Consider the following 12,983-nt stretch of genomic DNA (forward strand, 5'->3'; position numbering starts at 1 on the left):
ACAGTGATGCAAGCCACCCCACCGAGGAGTGTTGCCGTCATGTCCGAAACACCCGCTGTCTCACGCCGGATGCTCCTGGGCGGAGCCATCGCCACCGGCGCGCTCGCGGCCGGGATGACCGCCGCGGCACCGGACGCGGCCGCCGCGACCGGACAGGCGCCTCGCCGCCGCCCCGGACAGAAGTCGATGATCGGCGTGCCGTTCGAAGTCCACAGAACCGTCCGCGTCGGTGTCATCGGCCTGGGCAACCGTGGCGGAGGCATGATCACGGGCTGGGCGGCCGTGCCCGGCTGTACCGTGACCGCCGTCTGCGACATCCGCGCCGACCGCGCTCGACGCGCCGCCGACCTGCTCGCGAGCAAGGGCGAGCCCCGCCCCGCCGAGTTCGGCGGATCAGCCGACTCCTACGTCCGGATGCTCCGGCGCGACGACATCGACCTGGTGTACGTCGCCACACCGTGGGAGTTCCACCACGAGCACGGCAGAGCCGCACTGCTGAGCGGCAGGCACGCCGTGGTGGAACTCCCCGTCGCGACCGAACTGCGCCAGCTGTGGGACCTGGTCGACACCTCCGAACGCACCCGCAGGCACCTGCTCCTCGCCGAGAACTGCAGCTACGGACGTAACGAACTGGCCATGCTGAGGATGGCGCACGCCGGTGTGTTCGGCGACATCACCAACGGCCACGGCGGCTACCTCCACGACCTGCGCGAACTCCTCTTCTCCGACACGTACTACACCGACTCCTGGCGACGGCTGTGGCACACCCGCAGCACCGCGTCCCTGTACCCCATGCACGGCCTTGCCCCGATCGCGGCGGCCATGGACATCAACCGCGGCGACCGGATGACCACCCTGAGCGCCACCGCGACCGCCGCGAAGGGACTGGCCGACTACCGCGAGCGCTTCATCCCCCGCGACCACCCTTCCTGGAAGGAGACGTACATCAACGGTGACCGGGTCACCTGCCTCATCGAGACGGAGCAGGGCAGGGTCATCCGGGCGGAGCACGACGTGAGTTCACCCCGGCCGTACAGCAGGATCAACACCCTCGCCGGCAGCCGCGGGATCGTCGAGGACTACGCCGGCCCCACCCCCACCGGCGCACGCGTCTATCTCGAACCCGACCACGCCGGCCACACCTGGCGCGACTTCGCCGACTACCGCAAGGAGTACGACCACTGGCTGTGGCGCAAGGTCGGCGACGACGCCGCGAACAACGGCGGTCACGGCGGCATGGACTACGTCCTGCAATGGCGCACCGTCCAGCTGATGCGCGCCGGGCTGGTGCCCGACATCGACGTGTACGACTCGGCCGCATGGTGCGCGGCGGTCCCCCTCAGCGCCGCCTCCCTGGCGAGGAAGGGCCGCCCGGTCGAGATCCCCGACTTCACCCGCGGCGCCTGGGCCACCGAACGCCCCGGACTCGACTCGGGCCCCACGGACATGCCACCCACCGGCTGAGGGGGCCCGCGCACAGCCTTCGGTCGGCGCGGCACCGGATTCCACTCGCTTTCCCCGCTTGGCTTCCCTGCACAGCACGTCCGCGGTGTCCAGCGGAACCGGTCCCATGCGGAGCTGAGGGCGATCCTGCGCAGCTGAGTCGTCAGAGCCGGGGTCGATCGGCTCGGGGTGCCATGGACGCCGGGGCTGAAGGCGCTGATCTCGACAGGGAGACCGTTGGTGCCGTTCGGGAGAGTCTCGGCACCGGCACCGGTGCCGTACAGCTCGTCGGCGAGGTCGGAAGATCGCCGTGCCGGGGCGGGCCAGAGGAGCCTGCCACCGGCTGGGTCCGGGTTGCCGGGGCGTCTGCAGGGACGCGAGTGGTTGGCACGGACCGGGGGTTCCAGGCCCGGCGGGCGGCGTGTGTTCGGTCACCGAGAGCGCGGGCCGTCCCCGCAAGCGGCCATCGACTACGCACCCGAGCAGGCCTGGGGACTGGACGAACTTCGAGCTGACGGGTCTGAGCCGCGCGCTGTGGGGAACACGGGACGGATGAGCGAATCCGAGATTCCGCAAGGCGACGACCGGGCCGTGGACGTGTACCTGGACCTCCTGCGCATCCGGATGGACACGGAGGACTACCGCCTCCTGCTGCGCGCGGTGCAACCGGTCCTGCAGGCGATCGACGAGCAACGCCTCGCCAGCTCCGACCTCGCGCTCGACCCCGGGGCCGTGGACGGGCTGCCCCCAGAGGTCCGCGACGAGGCCGCCCTCGTCATCGCCACCGCCGTCACCGGCCGTCTGGACAACGAAGTGGTCGAGATCGACGTCGACGAGACCGGCCCCGTCAGGATCGTCACGGACGCCACCACCGCCTCCGACCCCGCCCGCCTCGGTGAAATCGCCGACTACATCCGGGAACAGCACAAACAGACCGAAGAGCTCCGGGGCATCGCCGAGGCAAGCGGACTGCCCACCGACTTCTGAGCCACAGCGTGTTTCAGGCCCTGGCCAGTCACTGGTCAGGGCCTCCGTCTGTTCCAAAACGCCGTCCGACGCGCGAACCCCGGCTCTGTCTCGTTACACGACGCCGAACCCGACTACGCCCGGCACGAGCACTTGGTCCGCCACGAAGCGAGGCCCGGCGGGCATCCACACGCCCGGATGCCCACCTCGGCCTGTCGGCGAACGGGTCCAGCGGGCCGTCCTCGTAGCGGCGGCGGTACTGGCCCCAGCCAAACCACCCCACCCACTCCGCTCCCCACCACGCCGCCCTTGCCGCGCCCACTCGCTCGCCCCCAACGAGCAATTCGGCCATCGGAGCGAACCACGAGGAGGCCTGAGCGGCTGCCCCTCCCCGACCCGGGGCGACCACGCACCGGCCGTACGCCCAGGCTGTGCCTCCAACCCGCCCCACCGAACACCGCCGCCCCACCCGGGCCGAAAACACGCTCATAAATAACAGGCCATTTCACACCCCAGGCACATCGGCCACACCCTCACCCGACGAACAGAATGAAGACCCTCTCACCTCCGCGACCAGGAGGACCGATCGGCCAATCAAGCCACTGATTGAATAAGCAATATGGTCCGAATTCCAGTGGCCGGACAGAATTCAGCCCCAGCCTCCTGAGACGACAGCAACAAGGCGGGTACTTCGAGGCATCGAACACCGCAAACAGAAGGGAGTTACACCATGCGACCAATGACACGCTGGACAATGACAGGAGCCCTGCTCGCCACGGCTCTGGCGGTCCCCCTGAGCACGCCCGCCCACAGCGCGCCCGCCTCCGCACCCGCCTCGCTGTACGCCCCTTCGGCGCTGGTCATGACCACCGGACACGGGGAGAAGGCGGCCACGACCACACCGGAGCGCGCGGTGACGGTGAACTGCGCGTACACCACCTCGGGGACTCACCCCGATCCGCGTCAGGCCTGTGCGGATCTGGACCGGGTGAACGGGGACCTCGACCGCTTGGCCACACTCCGCGGGAATGAGACGGGGCAGCCCTGCACCAGGGAATACCGCCCCATTGTCGTCACCGTTCAAGGGGTATGGCGTGGTACGCGGATAAACTATGAGCACACCTTCGCCAATCCCTGCATCAAGGAAACTCAGGGGGCTGCGGCATTTGCCTTCTGAGCAACCACGGCTGAGGTAAAGCCTCAATCGACGGGGCGGGCGCCCACTGGAGGGCGGCCCGCCCTTCCGTCTGCACACTCCACGCGGACCGTAGGTCACGGCAGCAGGCGTCGCTCCTTCGCGACCGCCACCGCGCCCGCGCGCGTGTCGACGCCGAGCTTGTCGTAGATGCGCCGTAGGTGGGTCTTGAACCGTGGCCTCGCTGATGTACAGGGCGCGGGCGATGTCGCGGTTGCCGATGCCTCGGGCGAGCTGGGCGAGGATGTCGCGTTCGCGGTCCGTGAGGGTGGGGCGGGGGCGGCGCAGGTTCGCCATGACGCGACCGGCGACCGGTGCCGACAGGGCGGTATGTCCCGCGGCGGCGGCGTGGATCGCGGCGAAGAGCTCGTCGGGGCGTTCGGCCTTGAGCAGGTAGCCGGTGGCACCCGCTTCGATGGCGCGGGTGATGTCGGCGTCGGTGTCGTAGGTGGTCAGGACCAGGACATGGGCGCAGGTCCCGGGGGTGGAGGTGAGGCGGCGGGTGGTCTCCACGCCGTCGATGCCCTCGCCGAGCTGCAGATCCATCAGCACCACGTCGGGGCTGACCTTCGCGGCCAGCGCGAGCGCCTCCTCGCCGGTGCCGGCCTCGCCGACGACCTCGATGTCCGGTGCGCTGTCGAGCAGGGCGAGCAGTCCGGCCCGTACGACGGCGTGGTCGTCGCAGACCACGATCCGCACGGGGGCGCGGTCGGGTGTCATCGGGGCGCCTCCAGGGGGATGGCGGCGGACAGGACGGTGCCCTCGCCGGGAGCGGATTCGACGGTCAGGGTGCCGCCGAGGGCCCGCAGGCGGGCTCGCATCGCGGGCAGCCCGTGACCGCGTTCCGCGCCGGGGGAATCGGGCAGTGCGGTGGGGTCGAAGCCGCCGCCGTCGTCCGTGACATCGAGTACGACCGTGTCATCGAGGAGGGTGAGGGTGAGGGCGGCGTTGTCGGCCGAGGCGTGTTCGCGGACGTTGGCCAGGGCGCCCTGGGCGATGCGCAGCAGGGCGGACTGGACCCGGTCGGGCAGCTCGGGGAGGCGGCCGTCGTCGACGACGTGGACGCGTACGGCGAGGTGCGCCCCGGAACCGGCCTCCCGGGCAGCCAGGGCGCGCAGCGCCTCGGCGAGGCCGCCGCCGCGGGCGAGGTCGGCGGGGGCCAGGTCGTGCACGAAACGCCGGGCCTCGGTGAGATTGTGCTCGGCGACGGACGCGGCGGTGCGGACGTGGGCGCGGGCCTTGTCCGGTTCAGTGGTCCACACAAGGTCCGCCGCCTGGAGCAGCATCCGCTGGCTGGACAGGCCCTGGGCGAGGGTGTCATGGATCTCCATGGCCAGCCGCTGGCGTTCGGCGAGCGTGCCTTCGCGGCGTTCCGAGGCGGCGAGTTCGTGGCGGGTGCGGATCAGGTCGTCGATCAGGGCACGCTGGCGCGCGGTGTGCCGTTCCATCTGGAGGAACACGGCGGTGGCGAGGGCGGCGACGGCGGGCGGGGCGAGGACCAGGTTGGGGTCGAAGCGGCCCGCGAGCTGCACCTGCGCGGCGACGACGAACACGGTCAGGAGCGCCACCAGCGCGAGGGCCGCGCGCGGTGGCAGTGTGCGCAGGCCGGTGTAGAACAGGGGCACCGCGCACCAGGCGAAGCTGGGGGCGAGCACGACCAGGATCATCCACACCACGACGACCAGCGCCAGCCAGGCCGTGTGCCGGCGAGTGGGCCGGGGGTCCGAGTCGCCTGCCTTGGGACTGAGCAGATGGAGCAGCGAGCACGACGCACAGCGCGATGATCCACGGCGTGCGCGGTTCGCCGGGGTGGCGCAGCAGGAAGCGGGCGAGCGCTCCGCCGAGCAGCAGGAAGAACGCCGCGTGTATCACGGCGCCGAGCCACCGGGTGTCCACGGTGTCCGGTCCGTAGCGGGTGTCCACGGTGTCCGGTCCGTACGGCCGGTTCCCCATGCGGGGTCGCCTCCTTTCCCGCTCGTGGGCGCTGAACTGGGCAAACACCTCCGATTGTGGCCCGGTGCGCGGGCCGGGCAGGTCAACCGATCGGATGACACCGGTGTCGTCCGTCGGGCGACCGGGAGGCAGACGGAACGTCGACCGTGGGGGCCCGGTTCCGGGTCGAGGGTGGAGAGCGGACGAAGCGGGGCGGCAACCGGGCCGCCCGCCCACCGAAGGAGCCGACCGACCCATGAACCGAGTGCACAGGAACTTCTCCCGCCGTGCCCGCGTCGCCACCGGCGGTGCCGTGCTCGCCGTCGTCGCCCTGGCGGGCTTCGGTGCGGTGTCCGCGAACGCCTCCGCGTCGGCCACGGCGCCCGCCGCCGCCTCGGCCGATGCCCCCGACCGGGCCACCACCACCTCCACCCACCTCACGGTCGACGCCGCCACCAAGGCCGCGCAGGCCGCGCTCGACGCTGCCGAGAAGGAGAACCAGCGCGTCACGGTGGCCGTCGTCGACCGCAACGGCAACACGATCGTCACCCTGCGCGGCGACGGCGCCGGCCCGCGGTCCTACGAATCCGCCGAGCGCAAGGCGTTCACCGCCGTCGCCTGGAACGCTCCCACCTCCCAGCTGGCCGAGCGCCTGGAGCAGGCCCCCAACCTCAAGGACATCCCCGGCACACTGTTCCTGCCGGGCGGCGTTCCCGTCACCGCCGACAAGGCGCCGTTCGCCGGCATCGGCGTCGCGGGCGCCCCGTCCGGCGCGCTGGACGAGAAGTTCGCGCAGGCGGGGGCGAACGCGATCGCCCGCTAGAGCCCGACCGGCGGATCACACCTGGTCGCCCGGCGTCACGTGCTGCTGCACTCGGCATGACAGGCGGGCCGCGTTTCCCGGACGCGGCCCGCCACCGGCGATTCGGGGCCGGGGGTCGTTCGCGAATCCCGTCGGGTCAGCCGGTGCCGAGGGCCATGAGGAGGCGGCCGCAACGGGCCGTCATCTCGGACGTGTTCTGGTCCGGGTGCTCGAACCACCAGCGCATCACGGCTGTGACGGCGTGCTGCCACACGTGGTTGAGCAGGTCGTGGTCGAGCGGGTCGTCGTGTCCGGCGCCGGCCAGCAGTTGCGCCGCACCGACGGCGCCCATGGCGGCGAGGCGCTCACGGTAGCGGTTCACGGCGTCGCGCGTCTCGCCGGCCGGCGGCAGGGCCGGGTCGTAGAGGACGGACCAGGCGTACCGGCAGTGCTCGACCGCGGTGAAGATCGCCGTGAGGGTGTCGAGGGCGTGAGCGGTCGATCCGCTGCGGGACCTGGCGGAGGCCACCGAGTCCACCAGGACGGCGCCGACGTGGTGGACGCAGGCGAGGTACAGGCCGTCCTTGGAGTCGAAGTAGCTGTAGATCAGTGGCTTGGAGATGCCCGCGCGCCGGGCGACCGCGGCGACGGACACGGCCGCGTAGCCGTGTCTGCCGAACTCCTCCACGGCCACGTCGATGATCTGCCGCTCCCGGTCGACACGGGAGACGCCCTTGGTTCCGGCCTTGCCCATGGGGCTCATCCTAGCCAACGATATGACTGAGCGGTAATTTACCCATCGGTCAATTCGGCCTACGGCAGGGAGAGCGGGCGACATGACGCGATCGTGGTGGGGATGGGGCAACGTCGAGGACGCGGTGGGCGGTGCGGAGCTCGACGCCTTGCTGGGGCGGGTGCGGGCCGTGATGCCGGGCGAGGTGACGGCTCACGAGCCGCCCGGCATCGCCTCGCTGGGTCTGCCCGGGCCGCGGGCCACGCCCCCGGTCTCTCTCGCCGACCTGTGCTCAGCCGATCCTGCCGACCGGGCCGCGCACGCGCACGGCAAGGCGTTCCGGGACGTCGTGCGCAATCTCCACGGGGACCTGCGCCATGTACCGGACCTCGTCGCCCGCCCCCGTGACGAGCGCGACGTGACCGACCTGCTCGACTGGTGCTCACGCGAGGGCATCGCGGTGGTCCCGTTCGGCGGCGGTAGTTCGGTGGTGGGCGGTGTCGAGGCGCGGTGCGACGGCCACCCCGCCGTCGTCACCCTCGACCTGGAGCGCCTGAACAGGGTCCTGGAGATCGACACCACCAGCCGCGCCGCGCGTATCCAGGCGGGGGTGTTCGGTCCGCGCCTGGAGGACCGGCTGCGGACCCACGGCCTGACATTGCGTCATTTCCCGCAGTCCTTCGAGTTCTCCACGCTGGGCGGCTGGCTCGCCACCCGGGCGGGCGGGCACTACGCGACGCTGTACACGCACATCGACGACCTGCTCGAATCGATGCGTGTGGTGACACCCGTCGGGATCAGCGAATCGCGGCGGCTACCGGGCTCGGGCGCCGGACCGTCACCGGACCGGCTCTTCCTGGGCAGTGAGGGAACGCTCGGGATCATCACCGAGGCGTGGATGCGACTGCAGGAGCGCCCGCGTTGGCGCGCCGGTGCCTCCGTGCGGTTCAGCGACTACGCATCGGCGGTGGCGGCGACCCGTGCCGTCGCGCAGAGCGGACTGAACCCGGCGAACTGCCGTCTGCTCGACGCGACCGAGGCGCTGATCAACGCGGGCGTGAGTGTCGGCGGCGGCGTCCTCGTCCTCGCCTTCGAGTCGGCGGACCACCCGGTGCACGCCGGCCTGGAGCGAGCGCTGGAACTGTGCCGCGACCACGGCGGCGAACCGCCCGCCGACGCCGCGGGAGAGTCCGGCGGCAACGCCCGAGGTGAGTCGGCCGCCGAGACATGGCGTTCGTCGTTCCTGCGGATGCCGTACCAGCGGGACGCCCTGGCTCGCCACTCGGTGATCGCCGAGACCTTCGAGACCGCCTGCACCTGGGACCGGTTCGCCGCCCTGCACCAGGCGGTCACCGAGGCGGCACGGCGGGCCATCGACGAAGTCGCCGGGACGGGGGTGATCGCGTGCCGGTTCACCCATGTCTACCCGGACGGCCCGGCGCCCTACTTCAGCGTGTACGCGCCCGGCCGCTGGGACGGCATCGTCAGCCAGTGGGACCACATCAAGAGCGCGGTCTCCGAGGCGATCGCGGAAAGCGGCGGCACCATCACTCATCACCACGCGGTCGGCCGCGATCACCGGCCCTGGTACGACCGCCAGCGCCCCGGCCCCTTCGCCGCCGCGCTCACCGCCGCCAAGTCCGCTCTCGACCCGGCCGGCGTCCTCAATCCCGGAGTTCTGCTGCCGGCGTGGTGAACCCGAGGCTGTGACCATGAGACGGCCCCGACCCCGTGGCCCTTCGGGGAAGCTCACTGGTGTTCCCAAACGCCGCATACATGGCCTTATAGGGGGAAACTCGGGCTGAGGACCCTTGATGACGCGCGGAGGGAGTACGCGATGAGTCAGGTAAGGACGAGTTCCTCGGATCTTCCTCAGCCGTTGCGGATGCTCGGCTCCGGGCTCCGCCGCTTGCCCGGAGCGGGGCAGGTGAGCAGGGTCGCCGACGGGGCGCTGGACCGGATCGGAGCGGTCTCGCCCCGCGGGCGGCGGATCGCGGTCTACACCGGAGCCGGGGTGCTCGGCGTGGCCGGCGTCGTGGAGTGGCCCCTGGCTGTCACCGGCGCGGCCGTCGCCTGGCTCACCCAGCCGCGCCCCGGCCGGAACGCGCAAGGAGAGACGGCCCAGGAAGACATGGCGCGGCCCAGCGGCCCGCAGGCTACCACCGGGTCCGGCGATGTCTCCGCTGGAACCACCGGGCCCCGGCCGGAGGCCCAAGGTCCCGGCGACAGGCTGGCCCCATCCCACTTCCAGCACGACAGCCCTGAAAACGGCAGGCACGATCAGCCCGCCAAGGTCGGTGACCCTGCCACGACCTCGGCGCTCAAGAAGGTCGCGGAGGCATCCGTACACCACACCGAACCCTAGACGTCTCCCTCACGGCGCCACGAGCACAACCGGGCCGACCTCATCCTCGGTCAGACCCCCGGTTCCTCCAGTGTCACCGGTGGCTCGGCAGGGGTCGTCGCCGGTGGGCGGAAGAGGACGGCTCGGGCCACCGGCGGGGCGAACAGGGCGGTGACAGGCTCGGACAGGCTCAGTACGGAGCGGAAGGCGCGCCCTACGACGGGGTCGCCGGGGGCGCACTCCTGGACGCGACGCAGGTACCAGTCGGCGGCTCGGTCCGCGGGCCCGCCGGCCACCGCGTTGCCGGTCGCGCCCGGCATCTTGCGGTCCGCCCCGGCGGAGATGTCCCACGCCTGCCGGGACGCCGCGAAGACCGCCCGCTGAACGCGCCGCGTGCTGGAGGCCCGGCGGGAGTCGGCCAGCGCATCGCGCAGAGCGACCGCGCTCATCGCGGCGACGGCCATGCCCTGCCCGTAGATCGGGTTGAAGGTGCACAGGGCGTCGCCGGTGGCGAGGAATCCGGCCGGGCAGCCGCCGGGCAGGTCGTAGCGGCGGCGGATGTTGGCGGCCCGCCGGTATCCGAACGCCGGCGAGAGCGGTTCGGCCTCTTCCAGCCACTGGTGCAGCAGCGGGTGCGGCAGCCGCTTGGTGTACGTCACGAACTCGTCGTCGTCCGTGGGCGGTTCGTCACCGCGCAGACCCGAGACGATGACCAGATGGCTGCCGTCCTCCAGCGGCAACGCGCCACCGGCATGGACCTGATCGGGGTTCGGGTAGACGTAGTAGCCGGCGGTGTCGCCGTCGAGGACGCCGTTCCTGCCCCGGTAGACGCGCGAGGCGTACGCGAGCCCCGTGTCGATGGTCTCCTCGTGCGGGCCCTCGGCCCCGAGCGCGGTGAGCCACTGCGGGGCCTTCGTCCCGCTGCCGGAGGCGTCGACGACCAGATCGGCCGCGAGCGCCCGCTGCTGGCCGCGGGCATCGCCGGAACGGTCCCGCAGCACCACGCCCCGAACGCGCGAGACGTCACCCAGCAGCCCTACGGCATCGGTCCCCTCCTCCACGCTGATCACCGGATTGGCCAGGACCCGCCGCCGTACCAGTTCCTCGAGCTGGGCACGGGAACCGGTGTAGATGTGCGTCGTCGCGGGACTCCGGCGGAACCACCGGCCGTTCAGCCACAGCACCAGGCCCGACGGCAGGCCCACCCTGGGTGCCCCCGCCGCCCGCAGCTCCGCCAGGAAGCCCGGCAGCAGCGATTCCATGGCCGCCTGCCCGCCCTCCAGCAGGACATGGGGATGCCGGCCCTGCGGTACGCCGGGCCGCGCCCCCGTCCCGTCCGGGAACCGGTCACGCTCCACGACCGTCACCCGGTCGGCATGCCCCGCCAGAACGTGCGCCGCGAGCATCCCCGCGAGGCTCCCGCCCACCACCACCGCGTGCCGCGCACCCCGGTGCCCCACGCCCCGACCACCCGCTCCGCCCGTTCCACCCGCAGAGTTCACTCAGCCACTCCCCTGATCGCCACGTCGCGAGAAGGCACCAGTATCCCGCCCCCCAGAGCGAGTTGACCGCGTTTCAGCCCTTCTGCGCCCCTGGATACATCCGACGCGCCCCAGCCGCGACCCGAACGCCAAGGCGACCTACTGGAGGTCGATGTTGGTGATGAAGATGTTCCAGTCGTCGCTCCCGACCGAACCATGCCCGGCCCGGGCCGCGGCAGGCACTGCGCACAGCATCAGCCCGGTGGCGGCGACGACCAAGGCGGTTACGATACGACGCTTCACGATTCCTCCTCGACGACGGCAGTACGTACCACCCTGCTCGTACCGGGCCGCCCTGCCTCCCGGACACGCTGTCCAGGCCAGGGATTCAGTCGCTCGATGGCAGCGGTCAGTTTTCCTGGAGCACGGCGAGCACGTTCCCGGCGGGGTCGGTGAACCACGCGATCGCCGCAGGGCCGCCGTTGCCGACCCGGACGATGCCCTTCTCGTCGTGGTCGAATCCGGGGTAGCGCTCAAGGGTCACGCCGCGCCGCTCCAGGTCACCGACGGCGGCCTCGATGTCGTCGACCGGGAAGTTGAGGATCGTGAACGTCGCGGGGGTGTGGTTCTCCTTGGGGTAGACGAAGACCTGCGCACCGCTGCCGAGCTTGAGGGTCAGCATCCGCATCTCTCCCTGCCCGGTCTCCTCCACCTCGAGGCCGAGAACCTCACCGTAGAACCGGCGGGCCTCGTCGAGGTCGCCGACCGAGAAGCCGCTGAACGCCTGCGATTGTCCGAGCATGCCGTGGTCTCCTTCGCGGGTGAGCCGTCCTGACATCCCAGCGCACACCACACGCACCGGGGCCGGACGCACGCCGCGCGGGCGGCGTCCGGATGGTCGTGCGTCCTTCACTCTCGCGCAGCGAGGTCCGGGCGCCGCCGGTGCACCACTGCCGCCGAGCCGTCCGGTGCCAGCGACAGCGCCGGTGACGCCCGTAACCCCGGTGGCGATCACCGGGCTCGTATCCGCGCCGCCTCTGGCCCGACATGCGCGGCGGTCCTGTTCGGTGGAGGCTGAGGATCATGGAGCGTGAGCACGGGCGGGCCGACGCGGCCTCCGACGTGGAGGACGTACTCGACGACCTCTACACCACGCCCCCGTCCGACTTCGTCGCCCGCCGCAAGGAACTGGCCGCCGCCGCCAAGGCGGACGGCCGAGCGGAGGACGCGCAGCGCATCCAGGCCGCCCGCCGCCCCACGCTCGCGGCCTGGGCGGCGAATCTGCTGCTGCGCTCGCAGCCGGAGGAGAGCCTGCGCTTTCTGGAGTTGGGGCGGGCACTGCGCGAGGCGTATCGAACGCTGGATGCCGACGGGATCAAAGCGCTGTCCGAGCAGCGCCGGAGTATCGTCTCAGCGCTGTCCCGGCAGGCCGCCCAGCTGGCCGGTGCGGCCGGGCACCGCCTGTCGGACTCGGCGCAGCAGGACATCGCATCCACCCTGCGGGCCGTGCTCGCCGATCAGGACGCGGCCGAGGAGTGGGCCACGGGCCGTCTGGAGAACGCCCTCACCCCGCCGTCGACCTTCCCCTACGGCACCGCCCCGGCGGCCGAGCCCCCGCGCAAGGCACCGAAGCGCACAGCGGCGCCGTCGTCGCGGACGCAGGCGAAGGACGATCTGGCCGACCGGCGGCGCCGCAAGCGGCAGGAGGAACTCGCCCAGGCCCGAAAGGCGGCCGAGGAGGCCGAGCGGCACCTTCGCGCTCAGCGTACGGAGCAAGCGGATGCCGACGCGGTGTTGCGGCGGGCGCGCCACCGGCACGACCAGGCCCGTGAGCAGGAGGAGGCCGCGGACCAGCAGCTACAGCGGGCACGCGAGGAGCTTGAGCGAGCCGACCGGGAACAGCGGAAGGCCGAGGATCGTCGTCAGACCGCCGCTGACGCCCTGGCCCGGGCCGAGCAGGCGGCGCGCGAGGCGGCCTATGAGGTGGAACGCCTGGCTGCGGCCGACGGCTAGGGCCTGTCGTTTGGATCATCCCGGCGTCGGCTGAAAAGCGCCGTACCTCACAGCCGGCCTCATCGCTTGAAGAT

At 71.6% G+C, this 12,983-nt stretch carries 11 protein-coding genes and 2 pseudogenes; 7 read left to right on the plus strand and 6 right to left on the minus strand.

The window, feature by feature from the left end; genetic code table 11:
• The first annotated feature begins 39 nt into the window (after positions 1-39).
• From ABIE67_RS03355 to ABIE67_RS03365, 3 genes are all read left to right on the plus strand, one after another.
• On the plus strand, positions 40-1,464 hold the full coding sequence (locus ABIE67_RS03355) for a Gfo/Idh/MocA family protein (RefSeq protein ID WP_370252899.1): 1,425 nt from the start codon (positions 40-42) through the stop codon (positions 1,462-1,464).
• Between the two features lie 531 nt (positions 1,465-1,995).
• Positions 1,996-2,430 (plus strand): hypothetical protein, encoded by a 435-nt coding sequence (locus ABIE67_RS03360; RefSeq protein WP_370252901.1) that lies wholly within the window; start codon positions 1,996-1,998, stop codon positions 2,428-2,430.
• 718 nt (positions 2,431-3,148) lie between these two features.
• On the plus strand, positions 3,149-3,586 hold the full coding sequence (locus ABIE67_RS03365; RefSeq protein ID WP_370252903.1) for a subtilase-type protease inhibitor: 438 nt from the start codon (positions 3,149-3,151) through the stop codon (positions 3,584-3,586).
• Between the two features lie 95 nt (positions 3,587-3,681).
• Here ABIE67_RS03365 and ABIE67_RS03370 read toward each other — a convergent pair.
• Positions 3,682-4,324, minus strand: a pseudogene (locus ABIE67_RS03370) (response regulator).
• A pseudogene (locus ABIE67_RS03375) lies at positions 4,321-5,557 on the minus strand (sensor histidine kinase). The pseudogenes ABIE67_RS03370 and ABIE67_RS03375 overlap by 4 nt, the downstream one beginning before the upstream one ends.
• A 235-nt stretch (positions 5,558-5,792) precedes the next feature.
• Between ABIE67_RS03375 and ABIE67_RS03380 the strand changes: the two are divergent.
• On the plus strand, positions 5,793-6,359 hold the full coding sequence (locus tag ABIE67_RS03380) for a heme-binding protein (RefSeq protein WP_370252907.1): 567 nt from the start codon (positions 5,793-5,795) through the stop codon (positions 6,357-6,359).
• Between the two features lie 136 nt (positions 6,360-6,495).
• On the opposite strand, the gene ABIE67_RS03385 is transcribed toward ABIE67_RS03380, so the two are convergent.
• Positions 6,496-7,092, minus strand: a complete 597-nt coding sequence (locus ABIE67_RS03385) for a TetR/AcrR family transcriptional regulator (RefSeq protein WP_370252911.1) — start codon at positions 7,090-7,092, stop codon at positions 6,496-6,498.
• Between the two features lie 82 nt (positions 7,093-7,174).
• On the opposite strand from ABIE67_RS03385, the gene ABIE67_RS03390 reads away from it, so the two are divergent.
• Both ABIE67_RS03390 and ABIE67_RS03395 read left to right on the plus strand, forming a co-directional pair.
• Positions 7,175-8,767, plus strand: a complete 1,593-nt coding sequence (locus ABIE67_RS03390; protein WP_370252915.1) for an FAD-binding oxidoreductase — start codon at positions 7,175-7,177, stop codon at positions 8,765-8,767.
• A 141-nt stretch (positions 8,768-8,908) separates the two neighbouring features.
• A complete protein-coding gene (locus ABIE67_RS03395) occupies positions 8,909-9,436 on the plus strand; it encodes a hypothetical protein (RefSeq protein ID WP_370252917.1) in 528 nt (175 codons plus the stop codon).
• A 50-nt stretch (positions 9,437-9,486) separates the two neighbouring features.
• Here the strand turns inward: ABIE67_RS03395 and ABIE67_RS03400 are convergent, their stop codons facing one another.
• The 3 genes from ABIE67_RS03400 to ABIE67_RS03410 all read right to left on the minus strand — a co-directional run bounded on the left by ABIE67_RS03400 (position 9,487) and on the right by ABIE67_RS03410 (position 11,698).
• Positions 9,487-10,875, minus strand: a complete 1,389-nt coding sequence (locus ABIE67_RS03400; RefSeq protein ID WP_370252919.1) for an FAD-dependent oxidoreductase — start codon at positions 10,873-10,875, stop codon at positions 9,487-9,489.
• 180 nt (positions 10,876-11,055) lie between these two features.
• Positions 11,056-11,199, minus strand: a complete 144-nt coding sequence (locus tag ABIE67_RS03405; protein WP_370252921.1) for a hypothetical protein — start codon at positions 11,197-11,199, stop codon at positions 11,056-11,058.
• A 106-nt stretch (positions 11,200-11,305) separates the two neighbouring features.
• Entirely contained in the window at positions 11,306-11,698 is a 393-nt protein-coding gene (locus tag ABIE67_RS03410) for a VOC family protein (protein ID WP_370252923.1), read from the minus strand.
• A 281-nt stretch (positions 11,699-11,979) separates the two neighbouring features.
• Here ABIE67_RS03410 and ABIE67_RS03415 point away from each other — a divergent pair, with 281 nt between their 5' ends.
• Complete coding sequence (locus ABIE67_RS03415; protein ID WP_370252928.1) at positions 11,980-12,909, plus strand: hypothetical protein; 930 nt, start codon at positions 11,980-11,982, stop codon at positions 12,907-12,909.
• The last annotated feature ends 74 nt before the right edge of the window (positions 12,910-12,983 follow it).

This window comes from Streptomyces sp. V4I8, assembly GCF_041261225.1.
Lineage (GTDB): Bacteria > Actinomycetota > Actinomycetes > Streptomycetales > Streptomycetaceae > Streptomyces.